Annotated in this window: 23 protein-coding genes; 5 read left to right on the top strand and 18 right to left on the bottom strand. The window is 58.8% G+C overall.

The genetic code is table 11. The features are described from left to right. Positions 1-41 precede the first annotated feature (41 nt). The 3 genes from TU81_RS22535 to TU81_RS29800 all read right to left on the bottom strand — a co-directional run bounded on the left by TU81_RS22535 (position 42) and on the right by TU81_RS29800 (position 3,463). Complete coding sequence (locus tag TU81_RS22535; protein WP_038978984.1) at positions 42-950, bottom strand: acyltransferase; 909 nt, start codon at positions 948-950, stop codon at positions 42-44. Further along, on the bottom strand, positions 951-3,050 hold the full coding sequence (pta, locus tag TU81_RS22530) for a phosphate acetyltransferase (RefSeq protein WP_048396556.1): 2,100 nt from the start codon (positions 3,048-3,050) through the stop codon (positions 951-953). Between the two features lie 74 nt (positions 3,051-3,124). After that, positions 3,125-3,463, bottom strand: coding sequence for a DUF3565 domain-containing protein (locus tag TU81_RS29800; RefSeq protein ID WP_082157872.1), 339 nt, complete (start codon positions 3,461-3,463; stop codon positions 3,125-3,127). Between TU81_RS29800 and TU81_RS22525 the strand changes: the two genes are divergently transcribed. The 3 genes from TU81_RS22525 (at position 3,432) to TU81_RS22515 (ending at position 5,836) form a co-directional block, all read left to right on the top strand. Continuing rightward, a complete protein-coding gene (locus tag TU81_RS22525; protein WP_007901600.1) occupies positions 3,432-3,917 on the top strand; it encodes an FKBP-type peptidyl-prolyl cis-trans isomerase in 486 nt (161 codons plus the stop codon). The genes TU81_RS29800 and TU81_RS22525 overlap by 32 nt on opposite strands. 122 nt (positions 3,918-4,039) lie before the next feature. After that, the gene (locus tag TU81_RS22520; protein ID WP_038978986.1) at positions 4,040-4,522 is read left to right on the top strand and encodes a glutathione peroxidase; all 483 of its coding nucleotides are present in this window, start codon (positions 4,040-4,042) and stop codon (positions 4,520-4,522) included. A gap of 210 nt (positions 4,523-4,732) precedes the next feature. Then, entirely contained in the window at positions 4,733-5,836 is a 1,104-nt protein-coding gene (locus TU81_RS22515) for an NADH:flavin oxidoreductase (RefSeq protein WP_048396553.1), read from the top strand. A 116-nt stretch (positions 5,837-5,952) separates the two neighbouring features. On the opposite strand, the gene TU81_RS22510 is transcribed toward TU81_RS22515, so the two are convergent. Next, complete coding sequence (locus tag TU81_RS22510) at positions 5,953-7,152, bottom strand: glycosyltransferase family 4 protein (protein WP_048396551.1); 1,200 nt, start codon at positions 7,150-7,152, stop codon at positions 5,953-5,955. 40 nt (positions 7,153-7,192) lie between these two features. Then, positions 7,193-7,948: a sulfate transporter CysZ gene (gene cysZ, locus TU81_RS22505; protein ID WP_038978989.1), complete on the bottom strand. Its 756-nt coding sequence runs from the start codon at positions 7,946-7,948 to the stop codon at positions 7,193-7,195. Positions 7,949-8,263: 315 nt separating this feature from the next. Here cysZ and trxB point away from each other — a divergent pair, with 315 nt between their 5' ends. Further along, complete coding sequence (gene trxB, locus TU81_RS22500) at positions 8,264-9,220, top strand: thioredoxin-disulfide reductase (RefSeq protein ID WP_048396549.1); 957 nt, start codon at positions 8,264-8,266, stop codon at positions 9,218-9,220. Positions 9,221-9,419: 199 nt separating this feature from the next. Here the strand turns inward: trxB and TU81_RS22495 are convergent, their stop codons facing one another. The 11 genes from TU81_RS22495 to TU81_RS22445 all read right to left on the bottom strand — a co-directional run bounded on the left by TU81_RS22495 (position 9,420) and on the right by TU81_RS22445 (position 18,379). Further along, positions 9,420-10,703, bottom strand: a complete 1,284-nt coding sequence (locus TU81_RS22495) for an NAD(P)/FAD-dependent oxidoreductase (RefSeq protein ID WP_048396547.1) — start codon at positions 10,701-10,703, stop codon at positions 9,420-9,422. A 150-nt stretch (positions 10,704-10,853) separates the two neighbouring features. Continuing rightward, on the bottom strand, positions 10,854-11,687 hold the full coding sequence (locus tag TU81_RS22490) for a transporter substrate-binding domain-containing protein (RefSeq protein WP_048396698.1): 834 nt from the start codon (positions 11,685-11,687) through the stop codon (positions 10,854-10,856). Between the two features lie 47 nt (positions 11,688-11,734). Beyond that, the gene (locus TU81_RS22485; protein ID WP_048396546.1) at positions 11,735-12,526 is read right to left on the bottom strand and encodes an amino acid ABC transporter ATP-binding protein; all 792 of its coding nucleotides are present in this window, start codon (positions 12,524-12,526) and stop codon (positions 11,735-11,737) included. 6 nt (positions 12,527-12,532) lie between these two features. Then, a complete protein-coding gene (locus tag TU81_RS22480; RefSeq protein WP_038978993.1) occupies positions 12,533-13,507 on the bottom strand; it encodes an amino acid ABC transporter permease in 975 nt (324 codons plus the stop codon). Between the two features lie 230 nt (positions 13,508-13,737). Further along, on the bottom strand, positions 13,738-14,988 hold the full coding sequence (locus tag TU81_RS22475) for a 2-aminoadipate transaminase (protein ID WP_038978994.1): 1,251 nt from the start codon (positions 14,986-14,988) through the stop codon (positions 13,738-13,740). 273 nt (positions 14,989-15,261) lie between these two features. Then, entirely contained in the window at positions 15,262-15,600 is a 339-nt protein-coding gene (locus tag TU81_RS22470; RefSeq protein ID WP_027924562.1) for a HopJ type III effector protein, read from the bottom strand. After that, a complete protein-coding gene (locus tag TU81_RS22465) occupies positions 15,593-15,889 on the bottom strand; it encodes a DUF1244 domain-containing protein (RefSeq protein WP_018927179.1) in 297 nt (98 codons plus the stop codon). The genes TU81_RS22470 and TU81_RS22465 overlap by 8 nt, the downstream gene beginning before the upstream one ends. A gap of 68 nt (positions 15,890-15,957) precedes the next feature. Further along, on the bottom strand, positions 15,958-16,329 hold the full coding sequence (gene folX / locus TU81_RS22460; RefSeq protein WP_007901645.1) for a dihydroneopterin triphosphate 2'-epimerase: 372 nt from the start codon (positions 16,327-16,329) through the stop codon (positions 15,958-15,960). 2 nt (positions 16,330-16,331) lie between these two features. Beyond that, positions 16,332-16,907 (bottom strand): GTP cyclohydrolase I FolE, encoded by a 576-nt coding sequence (folE, locus tag TU81_RS22455; RefSeq protein ID WP_038978995.1) that lies wholly within the window; start codon positions 16,905-16,907, stop codon positions 16,332-16,334. A gap of 22 nt (positions 16,908-16,929) precedes the next feature. Then, positions 16,930-17,640 carry a dihydromonapterin reductase gene (gene folM / locus TU81_RS22450; protein WP_038978996.1) on the bottom strand — a complete coding sequence of 237 codons (711 nt, stop codon included), beginning with the start codon at positions 17,638-17,640 and terminating at the stop codon, positions 16,930-16,932. Between the two features lie 169 nt (positions 17,641-17,809). Then, positions 17,810-18,379, bottom strand: a complete 570-nt coding sequence (locus TU81_RS22445) for an antibiotic biosynthesis monooxygenase (protein WP_038978997.1) — start codon at positions 18,377-18,379, stop codon at positions 17,810-17,812. A 193-nt stretch (positions 18,380-18,572) separates the two neighbouring features. Between TU81_RS22445 and TU81_RS22440 the strand changes: the two genes are divergently transcribed. Further along, positions 18,573-19,550: a MerR family transcriptional regulator gene (locus TU81_RS22440; RefSeq protein ID WP_038978998.1), complete on the top strand. Its 978-nt coding sequence runs from the start codon at positions 18,573-18,575 to the stop codon at positions 19,548-19,550. A 3-nt stretch (positions 19,551-19,553) separates the two neighbouring features. On the opposite strand, the gene TU81_RS22435 is transcribed toward TU81_RS22440, so the two are convergent. Both TU81_RS22435 and TU81_RS22430 read right to left on the bottom strand, forming a co-directional pair. Further along, positions 19,554-20,159 (bottom strand): hypothetical protein, encoded by a 606-nt coding sequence (locus TU81_RS22435; protein WP_038978999.1) that lies wholly within the window; start codon positions 20,157-20,159, stop codon positions 19,554-19,556. Between the two features lie 54 nt (positions 20,160-20,213). Then, complete coding sequence (locus TU81_RS22430) at positions 20,214-20,690, bottom strand: PAS domain-containing protein (protein ID WP_038979000.1); 477 nt, start codon at positions 20,688-20,690, stop codon at positions 20,214-20,216. Positions 20,691-20,740: the final 50 nt, after the last annotated feature.

Here is a 20,740-nt window from a genome sequence, read left to right as displayed (position 1 = left end):
GTGGGAGCGGGCTTGCCCGCGATGGCGCCGGTACAAACACCTCAAACCTTGGCGGTGTACTCGCGGTGCATCTGTCCCAACAGCGCATCCTTGTCATTCCACAGCTGATTGATCCAGCCCTGAAACTCCAACCGATACACCCCATCCTGGTCGTAGTTCTTGCCGACGAACTGCGGTGGAATCTTCAGCTCCTGAAAGTGCACCACCACATCCTTCACATTCCCACAGAGCAAATCCCAATAGCCCGGACGCCCGGCCGGATAGTGGATGGTCACGTTGACGATGGCTTCCAGCTGGTCGCCCATGGCATCCAGCACGAAGGCAATACCGCCCGCTTTCGGCTTGAGCAGGTAGCGAAACGGTGAGCTCTGCTGTACGTGTTTGCCCTCGGTGAAGCGCGTGCCTTCGACGAAGTTGAAAATCCCCACCGGGTTATTGCGGAACTTGTCGCAGGTCTTGCGGGTGGTTTCCAGGTCTTTGCCTTTCTTCTCTGGATGCTTTTCCAGATAGGCCTTGGAGTATCGCTTCATGAACGGGAAACCCAGCGCCCACCACGCCAGACCAATCACCGGCACCCAGATCAGTTGCTGTTTGAGGAAGAACTTCAGCGGGCGGATGCGACGGTTGAGCACGTACTGCAACACCATGATGTCGACCCAGCTCTGGTGGTTGCTGGTGATCAGGTACGAGTGTTGATAGTCCAGGCCTTCCAGACCGCTGAGCTGCCAGCGCGTGTGCCCGAGCAGGTCCATCCAGGCCTTGTTGTTGCTGATCCAGGTTTCGTGGATGTGGCCCATCAGCCAGTCGGTGAAACGCTGGGCGGCGGGGAAGGGCAGCAGCAGTTTGAAGATCGCGACTACGAACAGCGGCGTGCAGCAGACAATCGTGTTCAGCGCCAACAACAGCGAGGCGATCACGCCGCGCAGGGGTGCAGGTAGAAAATCCAGCATTTAAACATCCATAGGTCGGTTGGCAGCCTGGATCGCGGTCAACGCGATGGTGTAGACGATGTCGTCAACCTGCGCGCCGCGTGGCAGGTCGTTCACCGGTTTGCGCAGGCCTTGCAGCATCGGCCCGAGGCTGACGCAGTCGGCGCTGCGCTGCACGGCTTTGTGGGTGGTGTTGCCGGTGTTCAGGTCGGGGAACACGAACACCGTGGCACGACCGGCCACCTGACTGTTCGGCGCCAGTTGTCGGGCCACGGTTTCGTTGGCGGCGGCGTCGTACTGCAACGGGCCGTCGATCAACAGCGAGTTTTGCTGTTCGTGGGCGAGCAAAGTGGCCTCGCGAACCTTCTCGACTTCTTCGCCGCTGGCCGATTCACCGCTGGAGTAGCTGATCATCGCCACGCGCGGAATGATGCCGAACGCAGCTGCCGAATCGGCGCTTTGCAAGGCGATCTCGGCCAGCTCGCTGGCGCTCGGGTGCGGGTTCATCACGCAGTCGCCATAGACCAGCACTTCTTCCGGAAACAGCATGAAGAACACCGAAGACACCAAGGTGCAGCCCGGCGCGGTCTTGATCAGTTGAAGGGCCGGACGGATGGTGTTGGCGGTGGAGTGAATGACCCCGGACACCAGTCCGTCGACTTCATCCAGCGCCAGCATCATGGTGCCGATCACCACGGTGTCTTCCAGTTGTTGCTCGGCCATCGGCGCGTTGAGGCTTTTAGTCTTGCGCAGTGCAACCATCGGCTCGACGTAACGCTCGCGAATCAGGTCCGGGTCGAGGATTTCCAGCCCCGGTGGCAACTCGATGCCTTGGGCACGGGCGACCGCTTCGACGTCCGCCGGTTTGGCCAGCAACACGCAACGGGCGATGCCGCGCGCCTGACAGATCGCCGCGGCCTGCACGGTCAACGGCTCGCTGCCTTCGGGCAACACGATGCGCTTGTTGGCGGCCTGGGCGCGCTGGATCAGTTGGTAGCGGAACACCGCTGGCGACAGGCGCATTTCCCGTGGCGTGCCGCAGCGCTGGTGCAGCCAGTTGGCGTCGAGGTGGCTGGCGACGAAGTCGGTGATGATCTCCGCACGCTCGCGGTCGTCGATCGGGATTTCCTTGTTCAAACCGTTCAACTGGTTGGCTGTGTCGTAGGAACCGGTGCTGACCGACAACACCGGCAAGCCGGCCTGCAAGGCGCCACGGCACAAATCCATGATGCGCGGGTCGGGCAGGGTGTCGCTGGTCAGCAACAGGCCGGCCAGAGGCACGCCGTTCATCGCCGCGAGGCTGACGGCGAGGATGATGTCGTCGCGATCGCCGGGGGTTACCACCAGCACACCGGGTTTGAGCAGCTCCACGGTGTTGCGCACGGTGCGGGCGCAGATGATGATGTTGGTCATGCGCCGGGCTTCATAGTCGCCGGCGTTGAGCACCTGAGCGCCCATCAGATCGGCCACATCGCGGGTGCGCGGCGCATTCAGTTCGGGCTGGAACGGGATGCAGCCGAGCAGGCGGAAATCGCCACTGCGCAGTAACGGCGAGTGTTCCTTCAAGCGCGAGGCGAAGGCCTCCATGCTTTCGTCGGTCTTGACCTTGTTGAGGATTACGCCAAGGACTTTCGGGTCTTTCGGCCCGCCGAACAATTGCGCCTGCAACTCCACCCGGCCGGACAGTTCAGTCAGCACTTCGTTTTCCGGTGCCGAGACCAGAATCACATCGGCGTCGAGGCTCTTGGCCAAATGCAGGTTGACCCGCGCCGCGTAACTGGCGCTGCGGGTCGGGACCATGCCTTCGACGATTAGCACGTCCTTGCCGACAGCGGCTTGCTGATAAAGGGTGATGATTTCTTCGAGCAGTTCGTCCAGCTGACCGTCGCCAAGCATCCGCTCGACGTGGGCCAGGCCCAGGGGCTGAGGCGGTTTCAAGCCGTGGGTGCGGGCCACCAGTTCGGTGGAGCGTTCAGGGCCCGTGTCGCCCGGGTGCGGCTGGGCAATCGGTTTGAAAAAGCCGACTTTGAGACCGGCCCGCTCAAGTGTACGTACCAGCCCGAGGCTGATGGAGGTCAGACCCACACCAAAATCGGTGGGTGCGATAAAAAAAGTTTGCATGCGGATTCTCTGGAAGTGCATGTGGGCAGCCGTGGCCACCAGGTGATCATCTATATCTGACGATCTACCGAAATTCAGTCGTCAAGGTTATCGCTAACCGAGCCTTGTGCGCACCATCCGCAATCAAAGGGCTGGCCTATTTTTTCATTACGCAGCGAAGGGTCCAGCACCCAGGCCCGGGATTGCCACGGCGGCTGGTGCCGCAGGTGTTGGGTATGGCCGCAGGAAAGCTCGGCTACCAAGTGGCCATCCTCATCCTGATGAAAGCCTGTGACGGTCGAGGCTTTCGTCGCAACCCGTCTGTCCGGGTTGTGTTCGCTTTCGGGCGATTGCTTCGCTAAACTTGGACATTCATCTTTCTTATGCAAAAGGTCTCGCCCCATGCTGATCGCCGCCAATAAGGCTGTCTCCATCGACTATACCCTGACCAACGACGCTGGTGAGGTCATCGACAGCTCCGCCGGCGGCGCGCCGCTGGTCTACCTGCAAGGCGCAGGTAATATCATCCCGGGCCTGGAAAAGGCACTGGAAGGCAAAGCAGTCGGTGACGAACTGACTGTCGCTGTAGAACCTGAAGATGCCTACGGCGAATACGCTGCCGAACTGGTCAGCACTTTGAGCCGTAGCATGTTCGAAGGCGTCGACGAGCTGGAAGTGGGCATGCAGTTCCACGCTTCCGCTCCGGACGGCCAGATGCAGATCGTCACCATTCGCGATCTGGACGGCGACGATGTCACTGTCGACGGCAACCACCCATTGGCCGGTCAGCGCCTGAATTTCCAGGTCAAGATCATCGACATCCGTGACGCCAGCCAGGAAGAAATCGCTCATGGTCACGTCCATGGCGAAGGTGGCCATCACCACTGATTTTCTGCGCTAAGCTCAGAGAGCTGGAGAGGCGCCCGAGGGCGCCTTTTTAGTCCGCGGCTGTCCTTGATGGCACCGCCAAGTGGCTGTTTTGAGAAGAACACTGGAATTTGGAGTTCGTCATGAGTGCTTTTCACGACCTTAAACTGACAGCCCTGGATGGTCAGGAGCTACCTCTGGCGCCCTTCAAGGGGCGTGTCGTGCTGGTGGTCAACGTCGCCTCCAAATGTGGTTTGACCCCACAGTACGCGGCGCTGGAAAACCTCTACCAGCAATACAAGGAAAAGGGTTTCAGTGTGCTGGGCTTGCCATGCAACCAGTTTGCCGGACAGGAACCGGGCACCGAGCAGGAGATCCAGGCGTTCTGCAGCCTCAACTATGGCGTGACCTTTCCGTTGTCCAGCAAGCTGGAAGTCAACGGCCATGAGCGTCACCAGTTGTATCGCCTGCTGGCGGGCGAAGGCGCGGAATTCCCGGGCGACATCACCTGGAACTTCGAGAAATTCCTGCTGGGCAAGGATGGTCGCGTGCTGGCGCGGTTCTCGCCTCGAACGGCGCCGGATGATCATGCTGTCATCCAGGCGATCGAAAAAGCGTTGAGCTGACATCCCCTCCTGTAGGAGCGAGGCTTGCCCGCGAAGGCGTCATGTCATTCAACATTGATATCGATTGACATGACGCCTTCGCGGGCAAGCCTCGCTCCTACAATGTTTTCTGTCTTTTAATCCTAAATCACCCAAATCAATAGTGCTGTTCAATGCTTGGCACTCTCCATATTATCGCCGTCATAAAGTCTATATCCCGTGGAGCGTCCCATGCCCGTCAAAGCCCTGTTCAAGCCTTTTCACCTAGGCGCTCTCGAGTTGCCGACCCGCGTTGTAATGGCGCCGATGACCCGCTCGTTTTCGCCGGGCGGCGTGCCCAATTCCAAAGTGATCGAGTACTACCGTCGTCGCGCCGCCGCCGGGGTTGGGCTGATCATCACCGAAGGCACCACCGTCGGTCACAAGGCCTCCAACGGCTATCCGAACGTGCCGCACTTCTATGGTGAAGCGGCATTGGCCGGCTGGAAGAAAGTCGTCGATGCGGTGCATGCCGAGGGCGGCAAGATCGTTCCACAGCTGTGGCATGTGGGCAGCGTGCGCCGCATCGGCACCGAGCCGGACGCCAGCGTGCCGGGTTACGGTCCGTCGGAAAAATTGAAGGACGGTCAGGTCGTGGTTCACGGCATGACCAAGGAAGATATCCAGGACGTGATTGCCGCGTTCGCCCAAGCCGCCAAGGATGCTCAGAGCATCGGCATGGACGGCGTGGAAATCCACGGTGCCCACGGTTATCTGGTGGACCAGTTTTTCTGGGAAGGCAGCAATCAGCGTACTGACGAATATGGTGGCAGCCTGGCCAATCGTTCGCGCTTCGCCATCGAACTGATTGAGGCGGTGCGTGCAGCGGTCGGTGAGGGTTTCCCGATCATCTTCCGTTTCTCCCAGTGGAAGCAGCAGGACTACACCGCGCGCTTGGTACAAACTCCAGAAGCCTTGGGCGAGTTCCTCAAGCCATTGTCCGACGCCGGCGTGGACATTTTCCACTGCTCGACGCGGCGTTTCTGGGAGCCTGAGTTCGACGGTTCCGAGCTGAACCTGGCCGGCTGGACGCGCAAGCTCACCGGCAAGCCAACCATCACCGTCGGCAGCGTCGGCCTGGACGGCGAGTTCCTGCAATTCATGGTCAACACCGACAAGATCGCGCAACCGGCCAGCCTGGAAAAACTGCTGGAGCGTTTGAACAACGATGAGTTCGATCTGGTGGCCGTGGGCCGTGCATTGCTGGTGGACCCGGACTGGGCGCAGAAAGTGCGGGACGGTCGTGAGGAAGACATCCTGCCGTTCAGCCGTGAGGCTTTGATGACGCTGGTTTAAGTAGCGACTGGAAGGGCCCCATCGCGGGTAAGCCCGCTCCCACAGAGTTCTGCGTCACACACAAATCCTGTGGGAGCGGGCTTGCCCGCGATGATAGCCTCAAGGTCAGCAAAGATTCAGGGTAATGTCTGTGCATCAGGAACCACCTGCTCCCCAACGCAAGCCCCGCGCAACTGCCCCTCGAACTGCTCGATAATCGCCGCCCAACCCTGACGACTCGCATGCTGGCGCGCATTAAGGCGCACGCAGCGCAAGGTTTCGCGCTCCTCCAGCAGCCAACACGCTGCATCGCAGAACGCCTCTTCATCCCCAGGCATGGCCAGTACGCCGTTGTAGCCATGGCGAATATGCTGGGCTGCCGCGGCCTGATCGTACGCCACCACCCCCAGCCCCGAGGCCAATGCCTCAAGCACCACATTGCCGAAGGTTTCGGTCAGGCTCGGAAACAGAAACACATCCCCCGACGCATAGTGACTGGCCAAGGCTTCGCCGCGTTGTGAGCCGCAGAAAATCGCTTCGGGCAATTCCTTCTCCAGCATCGATCTTTGCGGACCATCACCGACCACAATCAATTTCATTTTTCGCTGTGGATAAGTCATTTTCAGCGTGTCGAAACTGCGCTTGAGCAAGCCAAGATTCTTCTCTTGGGCCAGGCGTCCTACGTGGATGAAGGCAATATCATCCTCGGCCAGTCCCCATTGCTCGCGCAGCGGCTTCAGCCGTTTGGCCGGATGAAACAACTGACTGTCGACGCCTCGAGAGAGCAACGCCAAGCGCTCGAAACTGCGACGTTCCAGTTCCAGTCGCTGGCTGGCGCTGGGCACCAGGGTCAGGGTCGAGCGATTGTGAAACCAGCGCAGGTAGTGAGTCAGTAAGCGCGTCAGCAGCCCGAGGCCGTATTGGCTGGAGTACTGCTGAAAATTGGTATGAAAGCCGCTGACCACCGAAATCCCCAAGCGCCGTGCCGCGCGCAATGCGGACAACCCCAGCGGTCCTTCAGTGGCGATGTACAACACATCCGGGCGATGCCGTTTCCAGCGCCGCAGCAGCTTGTGCATCGACGACTGACCCCATTGCAGGCCGGGATAACCCGGCAGCGGCCAGCCTCGACACAATAGCAAGTCATCGTTGCTGCCCATGAGCGGGTCGCCACCCTGGCGTGGCCGCACCAACTCGACCTGATGCCCGCGCGCGCGCAAACCGTCGAACAAGCGACCAAGGGTATTGGCCACGCCGTTGATTTCCGGTGGGAAGGTTTCGGTGATCAGGGTGATATGCAGAGTTGTCGTCATGACCTCAGTGTCGGCTGAGGCCATGTCGTCATTGTGACGGTGGGATGATGGATTTGTGACGCGATCAGCGGCGTTCTGCCACCAGATTCTCCGCGCCACGCTCCCTCACCCAGAACAGCGTCGCACCGGCCACTGCCGCCGGCATCATCAGAATGTTGACCACCGGTATCAGCAACACCAGATACACGCTGCCGCCGAAGCCGAGGCTCTGCCAGCGTTTCTGCCGCAGCCAGGCGAGCATTTCGTTCCAGCCGAGTTTGTGGTTGTCCGCCGGGTAGTCGATGTACTGAATCGCCATCATCCACACCCCGAACAGCAGCCACAGTGGCGCGGCGATGATGTTGACCACCGGGATGAACGACAGGATGAACAGCCCGATGGCCCTGGGCAGGAAGTAGCCGAGTTTGCGCATTTCCCGGGACAGGGTGCGTGGGATCATGGCGATCAGTTCGCCCCAGCTGAAGGCCGGGAAGTCATCGGTGCCGCGCACCACCACTTCGACTTTCTCCGCGAGGAAGCCATTGAACGGCGCGGCAATGATGTTGGCGAGCATGGTGAAGGTGAAGAACACCATAAACACCACCAACACGACAAAAATCGGCCAGAGCACGTAGCTGAGGAAGCTCAGCCAATCGGGCAAGGATGGCATCAACGTATCGACCCACATACTGAACTGATGGCCGGCCAGATAGATCAATCCGACGAACAGCACCAGGTTGATCGCCAGCGGCAACAACACGAACAAGCGCAGGCTTGGGCTCAGGACCAGCTTGAGGCCCTCGCGCAGGTATTGCGGGCCAGACAGAACGGGGGCGGGCATAACGTGCTCCGAGCAAAGGGTAAACGCGCCGACCTTACCGGCTTTGCCTGACAGGCGAAAGCGCGGTAGCGGCATCGACATTAACTGTAACAAAGGCGTCTATATATTCGCGGCAACGACATAGAGACCGCCTATGAGCTGGATTGTTAAACCGTATTTCCTTAATCTTCGCCCCCTCGATACGCTGCACCCATTCTTTTACAGGACTGTCGAGCCCAAGCCTTCCCCAAGTGCTTTCAACGGTCCTTTTTTATTCCCGCCGGCAATCCGGCGTTCCGCGCCCAGTGTTTAGGGCCCGGTCAACAGGAGCAGGTCATGTCTGAAGTTCGTCATTCGCGAGTGATTATTCTCGGTTCCGGCCCTGCCGGTTACAGCGCCGCGGTCTATGCCGCCCGTGCCAACCTCAAGCCACTGCTGATCACTGGCATGCAGGCTGGCGGTCAACTGACCACCACCACCGAAGTCGACAACTGGCCGGGCGACGTCCACGGCCTGACCGGCCCGGCGTTGATGGACCGCATGAAAGAGCACGCCGAGCGCTTTGAAACCGAAATCGTCTTCGATCACATCAATGCCGTGGACTTCGCTGCCAAGCCGTACACCCTGACCGGCGACAGCGCGACTTACACCTGCGACGCCTTGATCATCGCCACCGGCGCCAGCGCTCGTTACCTGGGTCTGCCATCGGAAGAAGCGTTCATGGGCAAAGGCGTTTCGGCCTGCGCGACCTGCGACGGTTTCTTCTACCGCAATAAGCCAGTGGCTGTGGTCGGTGGCGGCAACACCGCTGTTGAAGAGGCGCTGTACCTGGCCAACATCGCCAGCAAAGTGACCTTGATCCACCGTCGCGAAACCTTCCGTGCCGAGAAGATCCTGATCGACAAGCTGAATGCCCGGGTTGCCGAAGGCAAAATCGTCTTGAAGCTGAACTCGACTCTGGACGAAGTCCTGGGTGACAACATGGGCGTGACCGGTGCCCGCCTGAAGAACAACGACGACAGCTTCGACGAGCTGACAGTCGACGGCGTGTTCATCGCAATCGGCCACACCCCGAACACTTCGCTGTTCGAAGGTCAGTTGACGTTGAAAGACGGTTACCTTGTTGTGCAGGGCGGCCGTGACGGCAACGCCACTGCCACCAGCCTCGAAGGTATCTTTGCCGCCGGTGACGTGGCTGACCACGTTTACCGTCAGGCCATCACCTCGGCCGGCGCCGGCTGCATGGCGGCACTGGACGCCGAGCGCTACCTCGACGATCTGCAGAACGCTTGATGCTGATTTTGTTGAAATGAAAAAACCGGCTTCGGCCGGTTTTTTTGTGCCCACGATTTAGAGGCCGATCAAAAAACCTGTGGGAGCGTGGCTTGCCCGCGATAGCAATTTATCATTCAACATTGACGTCGACTGACACACCGCTATCGCAGGCAAGCCAGCTCCCACAGGTTTTTGTGTTACCCGAAGTCGATTGCGATCAACTGCGAAACCGTTCCTGAACAAAGTCCATGACCTTCAACGACTGATAGATCGCGTTGGCCGCAACCCGCCCGAACGGTCCACCATTCCAATCCAGCAGGTACGGCTTGAACAACTGATACCGCGCACTTTCCTCGCACACGGCTTCGGCGATGACCCTGCCGCCAATCGAGCCGGTATTCAGGCCATGGCCGCCAAACGAGGTACAGGCCCAGACGCCCGGTTCCAACAGCCCCAGGTTAGGCATTTTGTTGGTGGAATAGCCCATCAGGCCCGACCAGGCCAATTCGATTTTTACCGGCGCCAGTTGTGGATACACCGAGACCATGTCCGCCTTGAGCATGTCCGCCAAGGCTTTTTCGTTCTGTTCGTTGCGGGTGGTGATGCGTCCGCCCCACAGCAGGCGGTCGCCTTCGACCACGCGGTAGTAGTCCGAGGCGCGGCGGTCGTCGGAGAAGGCGGCGCCGGAGTCGAGGACGTTTTTGATCGAGTCGCCCAGGTGTTCGGTCAGTACCACGTAGGTGGCGATGGGCAGGTAGGCGCGGCTGAGTTTCTGCAACTCCGGGCCGCCGTAACCGCCGGCGCAGAACACCAGGTCCTGGCAACGCACGGAGCCGTGAGCAGTCTGGACAATTTTATCGCTGCCCTCGCGATGCCAGGCCAGCATTTTTGAGTGTTCGAAAATCTGCCCTCCAGCCGCTTCGATGGCGAGGGCCAGGCCCAGGCAATAATTCAGTGGATGAAAGTGCAAGGCGTTCGGATCCTCGACGCCCTGGAAATAGCGCAGGGTATGAGCCCGTTCGCGAACCTGTGTGGTGTCGAGGTAGTTGAGTTCATAGCCGAAGTCGCGGCGCATGGTGTCGATGTGGTTTTTCACGCCTGCGCTGTCGTCGTAACGCTTGACCCTAATCGTGCCGGCAGATGGATCGCAGCCGGTCAGAGCCAGTTCGGCGATGTTGTGGCGCACTATTTCCACGCCCTCGACCGACATTTGAAACAGCGCCCTGGCCTGTTCCAGCCCAAGCTTTTTGCGGATCGCCCCTGACCCTTCAGCCCAGCCCGGCGAGACCACGCCGCCATTGCGGCCGGACGCGCCCCAAGCGACTTGATGGGCTTCGAGAATGACCACGCGTTTACCGCGCCGGGTCAGTTCCAGGGCGGCGGTAAGGCCCGCAATCCCGGCGCCGATGATGCAGACGTCGCAGGTTTCGTGGCTGTTCAGTACGGACCTGGCCGCGCGGGGCAACGAGGTTTGGGAGTACCAGGTGGTGGGGAAGGCCATGCTGAATCCTTGACAAGTTGCCGGTCGATTAAGCGAACGCCTGGACATTGTGGGAGCGGGCTTGCTCGCGAAAGCGGCTTAACATTCAACATTAAGGTCGACTGTCACTACGCTTTCGCGAGCAAGCCCGCTCCCACAGGACGGTGGTGGTTACTTGACCGTCGAGTAGTCCACGCCGTACCACTTGGTCGACAGTTTGGTCAGCGTGCCGTCCTTGTGCATCGCGCCGATGATTTCACCGAGTTTGGCTTTCAACTCCGCGTCACCCTTGTCAGTGGCAATGGCCAGTGGTTCGTAGAACACCACGCCGTTGTCGACGGCCCGCAGCGGGTAATTTTTCTTGATGGCAGCTTCCAGCGTACTGCGCTGAGTGAGGATGCCGTCGAGGCGAACGCCATCGCCCAAGCGCAGGTCATCCAGCGGCCCGAGGGAACCGGCATAGGTCTTCATCTTCTTGGTCTGTACGTCATAGGCGACGGGCGGCATGTCCGTCGCTTCGATGGCCAGCGCCTGGTTCAGATAATCCTCGGAAGTGGTGCCGCCTTCGACACCGATAGTCTTGCCATTGAGGGCTTTGTGGTCGGTGAGTGTGGATTTGTTGTGAACCGCAAACACGTAGGGCACGTAGTAATAAGTCGCGGGAAAGTCGAGGATCCGTGCGCGGCTTTTGGTGGCGGTCATCGAGCCCACAGACATGTCCCAGCGCCCGTTCCACTTGCCCGCGGTGATCACGTCCCAATCGGGGGTGATGAACTTGACCGCGACGCCGAGACGCTTGGCGATCTCCTTGGAAACGTCGATGTCGAACCCGTCGATTTCATTCTTGTCGTTGATAAAACCCTGGGGTGGCCAGGTCGCCGAAGTGGCGACGGTCATGGTTTTGCTGCTTTGGATTTTGTCCAGTACGGCTCCGGCGTTGGCGGCGCCGACGAACAACAGCGACATGGCGGCTGCGAGGGTAAGTACGTGTTTTTTACTGAGCATGTTCATCTCCACTTCTCGTTATTGTTATGCGGGGGTAAAAGCAGTTCTCAGTGACCGATGATTTGCGACAGGAATTGCTGCGCGCGTTCGGTCTGTGGGTTATTGAAAAATTCGGCAGGGGTGGCTTGTTCGATGACCTGGCCCTGGTCCATGAACAGCACGCGATCGGCGACCTTGCTGGCAAAACCCATTTCGTGGGTCACGCAAATCATGGTCATGCCGTCGGTGGCCAACTCGCCCATCACGTCCAGCACTTCGTGGACCATTTCCGGGTCCAGGGCCGAGGTCGGCTCGTCGAACAGCATGACTTTGGGGTTCATGCACAGCGCCCGGGCAATCGCCACTCGCTGCTGCTGACCGCCGGACAATTGCGACGGGTACTTGTGCGCATGCTCGGCAATTCGCACTCGCTCCAGATAGACCTGTGCGCGCTTTTTCGCCTCGGCGGACGACACGCCTTGCACCAGTTGCGGGGCCAGGGTCAGGTTGTCCATCACGCTCAAGTGCGGGAACAGGTTGAAGCTTTGGAACACCATGCCGATCTCCCGGCGCACAGCGCTGACACTGTCTGCCTCGCTGGTGAGGGTGATGCCGTTGACTTGGATGTGGCCTTTCTGGAAGTTCTCCAGGTGGTTGATGCAACGAATCATCGTCGACTTGCCCGAGCCCGACGGCCCGCAGACCACCAGGATTTCACCCGTGGCGACGTTCAGATCGACATCGCGCAAGGCGTGAAAATTGCCGTACCACTTGTTCAGGCCAGTGATGGAAATCATTGAGGGGCTGGTCTTCACAGTAGGTGCCAGGTCGAGTTGCTCAGCGGTATTGGTTCGAGTCATCACGCATCAACCCCTTGCAATGGATCGGTTGACCCGTTTTTCGATTCGCGCCTGCACCCGTTCGAGGATGAACGACAGGGCCCAGTAGATCATCGCGGCGGTGATCAGCATTTCCAGGTGGCGGAAATCCGCGCGACCCTGGGTCTTGGCCAGGTACATCAGTTCCCAGACGCCAATCACCGACACCAGCGAACTGTCCTTGAGCATGGCGATGAACTGGTTGCCGGTGGGCGGGATAATCACCCGCAAGGCTTGCGGCATGATCACCCGGCTCAGGGTTTTGAACGGGTTGATGCCCAGCGCTCGTGAAGCTTCCCACTGGCCCACCGGAATACTCTGGATACCCGCTCGGAAGATCTCCGTCATGTAAGCGCCGTAGCACAACGACAACGCCAGAATGCCGGCCGGCACCGCGTCGACCACATAGCCCAGCTGCGGCAGTCCAAGGTAAATCAGGTAGATCTGGATCAGCAGCGGAACACCGCGGAAGAACGAGGTGTAGAACGAGGCGATGGCATTGGCCAGGCCATTGTTCGACAGCTTGGCCACGGCGCCGATCAAGGCCAGCACGAAGGCAATCACAATCGCGATGGCGGAGATGTACAGCGTGGTGGCGGCACCCTGGATGATCAGGAAACCGATCTTGTCGAGAATGAAGCTGTAGGAAAGGTCGAAGGTGTCGAAGAATGCCAGGAACAGGATCAGCAATTCGATCCAGACCACGGTGGTCTGTACCTTGAACTTCAAGCGCCCAAGGACGTGGAAGTTCAGCGTACCCAGTGCGGCAATCGCCAAGCCAATGGCGATGTTGCGAGCGGTCAGGCCGTCCGGGGCGTTGCCCAACAGCGGATGCAGGAAATGACTGAGGGCGCTGTTACCCAGGTTCATCAGGTAGGAACCGAGGAACAGCACCACGGCTACGCCAAGCAGGAATTGAGGATCATTGGACTTTTTCTTATAAATTATATTGTCGTGATACATGACTGCCTCAGGGCTTGTAGGTGGTGAGATCTCGCTTGATGAAAAGGGGCTTTGGTTAATTCGAATTGCTTTTCGTAGGAGCCAGGCTTGCCGGCGAAGGCGGATTTGGGGACGCCTTCGCCGGCAAGCCTGGCTCCTACAGCACGGTATTTGGTCAGTATTGCGACGCAAAATCGGGGACTACAAGCGAACATAATTCGCTACGTCAGTCCCGGATCGCAGTTTGCTGTTCAGGAAAGCTTTGCCAGGCACGCCTCAAGGATATCCAGCCCTTCCTCCAGCACGGTGGCCTCAGTGGTCAATGGCGCCAGCAGCCGAATGATGTGGCGCGACTTGCCGCTGGGCATCAGCAGCAAGCCCGAATCTCGCGCCAGTGCCAGTAGCTGCGTCAGTTGTGCCGAGGCCGGTGTGCCGTCGGCATTGATCAGCTCGATGCCGCGCATGGCACCTACGCCGGTCAAGCGGCCCAGATACGGTGACAGTTCGCGGGCGCGCCAGGATTCGTAGCGGCTGACAATCGCTTCTTCCTGTTGCGCACCCCAGCCGTGCAGATGCGCGTCAGTCATTTCGTCCAGGGTCGCCAACGCGGCGGCGCAGGCGATGGGGTTGCCCGAATAGGTGCCGCCCAATCCGCCCTTGGGCAAGTTATCGAGCAGTGACTTGCGCCCGACAACCGCCCCCAGCGGTACACCGCCGGCAATGCTTTTGCCCAGCAGGATCAGGTCCGGTTCAATGCCCAATCGCGAGAACGCAAACCGCTGGCCGGTACGGCCGAAGCCAGACTGGATTTCATCGGCGATCAACAGGATGCCTTTGTCATCACAGAAACGTCGCAGCGTCTGGGCGAACTCCACATCCATCGCCAGGAAACCCGCTTCGCCCTGTACCGGTTCGACGATAAAACAGGCCACGTCATCAACGTCGATCTCGACGCTGAATAGCCGCTCCATCGCCTTCACGGCCTCGGCGCAGGTCACGTCATTGTCTTTGCTGGGGAAGGGCAGGTGATACACGGGACCGGGCAACACACCGACTTTCTGTTTGTAGGGCGCGACTTTGCCGTTGAGGTTGAGAGTGGCGAGTGTGCGACCGTGGAAGGCGCCGTCGAAGGCGATGACTGCCGTGCGACCGGTGGCGCCACGGGCGATTTTCAGGGCGTTTTCCGCCGCTTCGGCACCGCTGTTGGTGAGCATGCCGCTGACCGGGTAATCCACCGGGATAAACGCTGTCAGGCGATCCATCAGTTCGAGGTAAGGCACATGCGGTGCGGCGTTGAACGCGTAGTGAGTCAGCCGGGTGGCTTGTTCGCAAATGGCCTGGACGATGCGCGGATGGCAATGGCCGAGGTTCAGCACGCCGATACCACCGACAAAATCGATGTAGCGTTTGCCGTCGGTGTCCCAGACCTCGGCATTTTTGCCGTGGCTGAGCGTGACGGGATGAACGATGTTGATTGACCGACTGATGTTTTCGCTGCTCATGGATACGGACTCAGAAGAAGGGTTTCTTCTTTTTATCTAAGCCGCGAGCAGCGGTGCCCGGCAAACGAAATAAAGTCGTCGGGTCAATATTAAAAGTCGGGATGTGGTGTCGGGATTGAAATATCAAAGATCAAAAGATCAAAAGATCAAAAGATCAAAAGATCAAAAGATCAAAAGATCAAAAGATCGCAGGCTTCGCCAGCTCCTACAGAAGAATGCGATCGGCGTAGGAGCTGCCGCAGGCTGCGATCTTTTGATTTTGATCTTCGCTAATCAGCGGCGAGTCAGTGGCTGCTGAGTGAACTTCACCCCCGCCAAGCCATGGGCGATCAACGCGCGGATATTGCCATGGTCGCTGCCTTCAGGCGTGGCCACCACCGAGCGGTAATGCTCGCCAAATGCCAACAGCGCTTCTTCATCGCTCAGACCTTCCAGCAATGCCAGACCCAGGGTCTTGCACGAACCTTCGTTCTGCCCGGCGGCGTTTTCCACGCCGCCGTTATTGAACGCCTGGGGCTGATAGTCGTAACCGGCGGCGATGAACGCCAAGGTATCGGCGAAAGCGTGTTCGCCGCTCTTGAGGCTGGCGCGCAGGGTGTTCAAATCACTCATTGGGTTTTCCTTTGGCGAACGCCGCTTGCTGGTCGGCGCTGGCTTCTTTCTGGTACTGGGCTTTCCACTCGGCGTACGGCATGCCGTAAACCACTTCGCGGGCTTCATCGAGACTGACGTCGATCTGGCGTTCGTCGGCAGCGGCCTTGTACCACTTGGACAGGCAGTTGCGGCAGAAACCCGAGAGGTTCATCAGGTCGATGTTCTGCACATCCTTGCGACTGTCCAGGTGGGCAACCAACCGGCGAAAGGCGGCGGCTTCAAGTTCCAGGCGTTGTTGATCGTTCATGGTGGGCTCTGTGCAATCAAATCGTGGCGCGGATGATAAAAGCCTGGCGACCGATGCGCCAGACGCAGTCAGCGGCTCGCGGCCAGGGTAATCGATACCGACTCGGCGAAGCGCAAGGCATGGGGCTTGTCGACTTCGACTTCGGCGTACAGCACCGACTCGTTGACCATGATCAGGTCCAGCAATTCCTGGGTCAGGCGTTCGAGCAGGGCAAAGCGATTGCCCTCCACATGGGCGATGATCGCCTTGGTGATGGTGCGGTAATTCAACGCGTGATCGATATCGTTGTCACGCACCGCATCCTGGGCGGCGTACAGAATGGTCAGATTGATCAGCACATCCTGCTTGTTGAGGATTTCGTCCTCGTTGATCCCGATGAACGTTCGCAGACACAGGTCCTTGACCCGGATGCGTGCCATTCCTGGTTGAAGTTGTGGCATTGCTACTTGCTCCGTCCAATCAATTGCAGGAACTCCTGGCGGGTATTACTCGACTCGCGGAAGGCGCCGAGCATCACCGAGGTGTTCATGGTCGAATTCTGTTTTTCGACGCCGCGCATCATCATGCACATGTGCTGGGCTTCGATGACCACCGCGACACCGGCGGCGTCGGTCACTTGCTGCACTGCGTCGGCGATTTGCCGGGTGAGGTTTTCCTGGATTTGCAGTCGGCGGGCGAACATATCCACAAGCCGCGCAATCTTCGACAGGCCCAGCACCTTGCCTGTCGGAATATAAGCCACATGGGCCTTGCCGATGAAGGGCAGCATGTGATGTTCACAGAGCGAGTACAGCTCAATGTTGTCGACGATGATCATTTCATCATTGTCGGAGGCAAACAGCGCGCCGTTGACGATTTCTTCGACACTTTGTTCGTAGCCATGACACAGGTATTGCATCGCCTTGGCGGCGCGAACCGGGGTGTCTTGCAGTCCTTCGCGGTCGGGGTTTTCACCGAGGCCGATCAGGATCTCGCGATAGCTCTCGGACAAGGAGTTGTGTGGCGGGAATAACGTCATGGGATATCCTCGCGGGAGCGGCTTATTTGACGTGCCGTCCGCCGTTGACGGTCAGGGTCGTGCCGGTGACATAAGGGTTGTCGAGCAAATAGCGCAGGCTCTGGTAGATCACTTCGCTGCCGGGCTCGATGCCCAGTGCCGATTTGGCCAGAACCCTGGCGCGGTACGCCGCGTCGTCGTCGGGATTGAACAGTAGCAGGGCTGGCGCGATACCGTTGACCTTGATGCCGGGCGCGTATTTTGCGGCAAAGGACAGAGTCAGGCTGTCGAGCCCGGCTTTGCTGGCGCAGTAGCCGATGTGCTTGCTGCTGCCCCTGCGAGTCACGTCATCGCTGATGTGCACGATGTCGGCAGGACTTGAACGCCGTAGCAAATCGGCACAGTGCAGATTGATCAGGTAAGGCGCCAGCATGTGCACGTTGAACATGCGGGTGAAAGCCGCGGCTTCGGAGCCCGGGGTTTCTGCCTGCCATTCAGAAGCGTTATGGACAATCGCCCGCAAACTGTCGGTGTGGTTTTTCAGTTCGCCGATGAACGCAAGGATTCCGGCCTCGGTGGAAAAGTCCGCAAACACTGCGGTCGCCCCTAGATCGCGCAGGGTTTGCACACCAGGCCGTTCGCTGCGGTAGCTGAAAATGACCGGATGGCCGTCTTCGAGCAAACGCTGCGCACAGTGCAGGCCGACACGCTGGCCGGCACCGGTGATGAGGATTGGGGCTGCGGTAGAGGTCATGAACGGCTCGCGTCGCGGTAAGAGCAAAACTATACCAGCGACGAGAGTCGTTCACCTACGTCCTGCGAGACCTACGTAGGAGCGAGGCTTGCCCGCGAAGGAGACGACTCGGTCTATCTGTCAAACCGCGTCATCGTTCTTCGCGGGCAAGCCTCGCTCCTACAGGGGGTTATTGATTTTGAGTGGTGGGTGCTGCGGACAACGGACGCGCAGAGGGGGGTTGCAGCCACCCGGCCAGCAAACGGGTCGACAGCGGAATGAAGAAATACACCATCAATGGCGTCAGGCACAGGGTGCTGACAAACACGCGGGTCAGCAAACCCGTTTCAGCCAGCAGCGGCCCCAATACAAAGTTGAACAACAGGGACACCGGGAAGAACGCCAGCCAGATCGCCACGGCCTGTTTCCAGCGTGGCGGACGTTGACCGACCGCACCGAACCAGCCATCGATGCCACGGACCCGATGTTCCGAAGGGTTGGCAAACAGATCACTGCCACGTCCCAGCCAGGCAGTGCGCGATGCGGAATGCTCCCAGGCGTGCATTGTCTGCTCGTCGGCGAAGCGAAAGATAATCTGGAATTCGTCATCGTCGGGCGGTGGAGCGAGCACACCAGAGCCGAGGTAACCGGGGAAGTCGGTGGCCAGTTGTTCGCCTTCGCGCAACCAGGCCATCAGGTCCTGATAACGCCCATCGGCGACGCGACGCGCAACCATCAGCGTGACGGGTGAAGTAGACATTGTGTATCTCCATATTACTAACGCGTCGCTCCGGGTAAGAGCTTCGCCAGACACAGCGCCGGGGTGATGGGCTGCGTCTCGGGACAGGCAAGGATTATTCCTGATTCTGACGATAGCGTCAGCGACCTTCGTCGTATATCAACGTCTTGAATGCTAGAGGGGTAGGAGCGTTAAATGTATCGAGATTTTATACATGGACGTAAATCCCAAAATGGCTGTGCTGACTGACTTTGCTCCTGGCTTGCTCCCCAATACCTCGTTGATGCGAGAAGAGCTGTTTCCGATTCGTGAGGTCGCGCGTCTGACAGGGGTCAACCCGGTCACGCTACGCGCATGGGAGCGGCGGTACGGTTTGATACAACCCACGCGCACCGAAAGCGGGCACCGTTTGTATTCGATGACCGATATCGAGCGTGTTCGCAGCATCCTTGGCTGGATCGAACGTGGCGTCGCGGTCAGCAAGGTCGGCAAGATACTGGCCAAGACCGAGCCATTCGAGGTGCTGGCGCAGGTCATTCCCAACGAACTCGTTCAGACCGACTACGGCCAATGGCAGCAGCAGGTCAAGGCGGCGGTGAGCGCTTTTGACGAGGTTCAACTGGAACACGTCTACGGTCAGATTTTTTCCAGTTACCCGCTGACGGTGGTGTTTCAGGACATTCTGATTCCGGTCTGGAAGCTACTACTCCAACGCCATGAAGGGTTCGGTCAGACCAGCGAGTGGCTTTTCCTGGATGGTTTTCTGCGTTCTCGAGTGTTGCAACGCCTGCTGCTGGTACGTGTCATGCAACCGCGACGAGTGATTGTCTGCGCCTTGGCCGACCAATGTCGTGAACTCGATGTGCTGCTCACTGCGCTGTATCTGAGCAGTGTCGATTCGGCTATTCAGTTGTTGGCGATCGGTCAGCCCTTCGACGAGTTGATCCTGATCTGTGAGAAGATCAAGCCCCAAGCATTGGTGCTGGTTTCCAGTCACGCGCCGGCCGGTGAATTGCCTCGACGTTTGAAACGCTTGGCCATGAGCCTGGATTGTCAGGTGTTGCTGGCCGGGGATGCATCGGACCTGGCACAGGAGAGCCTGGCCGGATCATCGATCGGTTGTCTGGGAAACGAGGGGGTGTTGATGCGCCAGCGTCTGAAACAGTTCCTGGCGGGAAACCTGGATACCTGAGATTCAGATATGCAGTGCAGGATGGGTCAGCCGATGTTGCTGAAGGATGTACTGACGCAGGCGTTCGGTTTCGTCCGTGTCGCTCTGGCTCAATTCATAGGCATAGAAACCCTGTTCGGTTTCACGCTCGAAGGTGCCGCGCAACGCAATCCGCTCATAACCTGACGGGCTGAACCACAACGCGAAGTGCTTTGGCGCCTTGGTCTTGTTGCGAACCTCCAGCAATACCCCTTTGAACGATATTTCGTGCACCCACATCGTGCCGGGTTGCCCCTTGGCATTTTCCAGCGCCACGGGCTCTTCGAGTGCCAGGCGCCATGGCCGAATCATCGGCCCGTCTTCATAGATGCTGGGGACGCCGAGGCGTAGATGCATTGCGTGAAATTCATCTTCCACCAAGTGCAGCGGGAAGGTCATTTGCTGGTTTTCGAAATTGGCCTGGATGGTGACTTGTTCATGAGCGGCCAGGCGTGTGAGCAGGTCACGAATCTGCGAACCACCGTTGACGAGCAGGCTCGACGTCGCATCTCGCACATTGAGTTGCGGGTTGTGTTGCATGTTCTGGATAAAATCCAGCTCATCCTGCGTCAGGAGTGCGTCGCGCTGCATGATTTGCTCGAAAGAAATAATTACAAAGTCATCGGTGATTGTAGTAAATGACCACTAATTCGCAGATTGGTTTGAGCCGTTCGTCGTTTTGAGGGCGAGAATTTCTGCCTGTGCCTCGGCCAATTGCGCCTCCAGCTGCGCGACTCGCTGCTGCGCCTTGACCTGAGCCGTGACGTCTTTCTGCACCCCGACAAAATAGGTCTGTCCGTCGTGCGGGTTTTTTACCGTGGAAAGCGACAGTTCGTTCCAGAACGGGGTGCCGTCCTTGCGGTAATTTCTGAGGATTTCCCGGCAGGAACCACCACTGCCCAATGCCTGCCGAATCAAGGCGAGGGCTGGCTGATCCCTGTCTCCTGCCTGCAAAAAACGGCAATCCTGATAGAGGATTTCTTCGCTGGTATAACCCGTCAGGCGCTCGAATGCCGGGTTTACGTAAATCAGGATGTTGTCCTGTTCGCCTTCCTTTTCGGCAATCACGATGCCGTCATTGGAGGCGTCAATCACCATTTGCAGCAGTGAGGCATTGATCATCGCAGAGTCCTTTGCGTATTGATTGATACGCTGCATTCTAAAAGATCAAT

The sequence above is a fragment of the Pseudomonas lini genome (assembly GCF_001042905.1).
GTDB classification, from domain to species: Bacteria; Pseudomonadota; Gammaproteobacteria; order Pseudomonadales; family Pseudomonadaceae; genus Aquipseudomonas; species Aquipseudomonas lini.
The sequence above is the reverse complement of the archived record's forward strand: the minus strand, read 5'-3'. Positions and strand labels throughout refer to the sequence as shown.

Excerpts from the sequence above, each read along its gene's own strand:
- pta (WP_048396556.1), bottom strand. The coding sequence starts at position 3,050 with ATGCAAACTTTTTTTATCGCACCCACCGATTTTGGTGTGGGTCTGACC.
- TU81_RS22495 (WP_048396547.1), bottom strand. The coding sequence starts at position 10,703 with ATGGCCTTCCCCACCACCTGGTACTCCCAAACCTCGTTGCCCCGCGCG.
- TU81_RS22525 (WP_007901600.1), top strand. The coding sequence starts at position 3,432 with ATGCTGATCGCCGCCAATAAGGCTGTCTCCATCGACTATACCCTGACC.
- trxB (WP_048396549.1), top strand. The coding sequence starts at position 8,264 with ATGTCTGAAGTTCGTCATTCGCGAGTGATTATTCTCGGTTCCGGCCCT.
- TU81_RS22435 (WP_038978999.1), bottom strand. The coding sequence starts at position 20,159 with ATGCAGCGCGACGCACTCCTGACGCAGGATGAGCTGGATTTTATCCAG.
- folX (WP_007901645.1), bottom strand. The coding sequence starts at position 16,329 with ATGCCACAACTTCAACCAGGAATGGCACGCATCCGGGTCAAGGACCTG.
- TU81_RS22480 (WP_038978993.1), bottom strand. The coding sequence starts at position 13,507 with ATGTATCACGACAATATAATTTATAAGAAAAAGTCCAATGATCCTCAA.
- folM (WP_038978996.1), bottom strand. The coding sequence starts at position 17,640 with ATGACCTCTACCGCAGCCCCAATCCTCATCACCGGTGCCGGCCAGCGT.
- TU81_RS22475 (WP_038978994.1), bottom strand. The coding sequence starts at position 14,988 with ATGAGCAGCGAAAACATCAGTCGGTCAATCAACATCGTTCATCCCGTC.
- cysZ (WP_038978989.1), bottom strand. The coding sequence starts at position 7,948 with ATGCCCGCCCCCGTTCTGTCTGGCCCGCAATACCTGCGCGAGGGCCTC.
- TU81_RS29800 (WP_082157872.1), bottom strand. The coding sequence starts at position 3,463 with ATGGAGACAGCCTTATTGGCGGCGATCAGCATGGGGCGAGACCTTTTG.
- TU81_RS22465 (WP_018927179.1), bottom strand. The coding sequence starts at position 15,889 with ATGAACGATCAACAACGCCTGGAACTTGAAGCCGCCGCCTTTCGCCGG.
- TU81_RS22440 (WP_038978998.1), top strand. The coding sequence starts at position 18,573 with ATGGACGTAAATCCCAAAATGGCTGTGCTGACTGACTTTGCTCCTGGC.
- TU81_RS22485 (WP_048396546.1), bottom strand. The coding sequence starts at position 12,526 with ATGACTCGAACCAATACCGCTGAGCAACTCGACCTGGCACCTACTGTG.
- TU81_RS22520 (WP_038978986.1), top strand. The coding sequence starts at position 4,040 with ATGAGTGCTTTTCACGACCTTAAACTGACAGCCCTGGATGGTCAGGAG.
- TU81_RS22470 (WP_027924562.1), bottom strand. The coding sequence starts at position 15,600 with ATGAGTGATTTGAACACCCTGCGCGCCAGCCTCAAGAGCGGCGAACAC.
- TU81_RS22510 (WP_048396551.1), bottom strand. The coding sequence starts at position 7,152 with ATGGCCTCAGCCGACACTGAGGTCATGACGACAACTCTGCATATCACC.
- TU81_RS22430 (WP_038979000.1), bottom strand. The coding sequence starts at position 20,690 with ATGATCAATGCCTCACTGCTGCAAATGGTGATTGACGCCTCCAATGAC.
- folE (WP_038978995.1), bottom strand. The coding sequence starts at position 16,907 with ATGACGTTATTCCCGCCACACAACTCCTTGTCCGAGAGCTATCGCGAG.
- TU81_RS22515 (WP_048396553.1), top strand. The coding sequence starts at position 4,733 with ATGCCCGTCAAAGCCCTGTTCAAGCCTTTTCACCTAGGCGCTCTCGAG.
- TU81_RS22445 (WP_038978997.1), bottom strand. The coding sequence starts at position 18,379 with ATGTCTACTTCACCCGTCACGCTGATGGTTGCGCGTCGCGTCGCCGAT.
- TU81_RS22490 (WP_048396698.1), bottom strand. The coding sequence starts at position 11,687 with ATGCTCAGTAAAAAACACGTACTTACCCTCGCAGCCGCCATGTCGCTG.
- TU81_RS22535 (WP_038978984.1), bottom strand. The coding sequence starts at position 950 with ATGCTGGATTTTCTACCTGCACCCCTGCGCGGCGTGATCGCCTCGCTG.